Raw genomic sequence first — 1,162 nt, 5'->3', positions numbered from 1 at the left:
TGGCTGGCCGGAGGCTTGCCAGCGCCGTTGCAGAATCAGGACGCTGGGTCGCACGGCGCCGTGCAGGCCGGGGGCTTGCGCGAGCACCTGGCGGTAGAGATCCAGGGCGGCGGCGTAGCGCTGTTCGCGCAGGGCTTGATTGGCGTGTTGCAGCGGGGTCATCGTGGGGCTGGGGCGGACAGGCGTTGCAGATAGTCTTGAAACGGGCGCGCGCCCGGCGCGCAGGCGCCCTGGCGTTGCAGGATGGGCGCGGGCGGCGGAGCCAGCGTGCGCAGTGGCTCGAGCACGGCGGACAGGGGCGGGTCATCCGGGCGGCGGCTGGGCGCCAAACCGCTGACCAGCAGCACGCCGGTGGGTGGTACATCGAGCGCCAGCAGGCGCAGCGCCGGCCGCAGCCTGGGCAGCACGGCGGGCAGCTTCCACAGGTCGCCCTGCCAGTCGCGCCCGGTGCGGCGGCGGGTGGCGCGCTCCGGCGCGGTGGGGAAGATGCCGGGGATGACCACCAGGGTGCGGGCATCGGCGTGGGCTTCGAGCTGGAGCAGCTCGCTGAGCCGCGCCTCGGCCAGCGGCAGCCCGGCGAGCAACACCAGATCGGGCGCCTGCCGCAGGCTGTCCGCGGCGAGGAAGGCGAAGAACTCATCCGCCGTGGCGGTGAAGCGCTGCACCTGGGCGCCGAGCGCGCGCGGCGGCCGGGCGATGGGATCGACGCCGATGGCGCGCCCCTGGGCGAGCGCCAGGGCGTCCTCCTGATCGAGGCCGATTTGCAGATAGAAGCGCGGCTGCACCTGCTGGTGCAGCGTTTGCAGGAGCGCTTCCAAACCGGCGCGGCTGGCCAGAGGGGGCGCGATGGCGGCGAGGTCTGGCGCTGGCGGGATGCGCCGGCGCGCGCTCGGCACCGCCAGCGAGCGGCGCAGGACGGCGCCGATGCGGCGGTGTTCGGCGCGGGTGGCACCGGCGAGGACGCGCCCGAGACTGTCGCCATGCCCCTGGATGAGCGCCGCGGCCAGACAGGCCGGATCGGGGCTATGGGCATAGGCCTGGACAGCGGCCAGCGGGGCTTGATCGGCGCGGCCTTCGCGGGCGAAGACGTCAGCGGCGCCCAGCGCGCGGATGAGCGCATCGGCCTGGGTGGGGCGGGCGACGGTGTTCATGCGGTGTGGGC

At 74.7% G+C, this 1,162-nt stretch carries 1 protein-coding gene; it reads right to left on the bottom strand.

From position 1 onward, the window contains the following. Positions 1 to 158 precede the first annotated feature (158 nt). On the bottom strand, positions 159 to 1,162 hold a 1,004-nt coding region (locus tag CKO36_RS19150; RefSeq protein ID WP_476705517.1), incomplete at its 5' end, for a serine/threonine-protein kinase.

This window comes from Rhabdochromatium marinum, from assembly GCF_016583795.1.
Lineage (GTDB): Bacteria > Pseudomonadota > Gammaproteobacteria > Chromatiales > Chromatiaceae > Rhabdochromatium > Rhabdochromatium marinum.
Note: the sequence above shows the minus strand (reverse complement) of the source record. Positions and strands in the feature narration are given on the sequence as shown.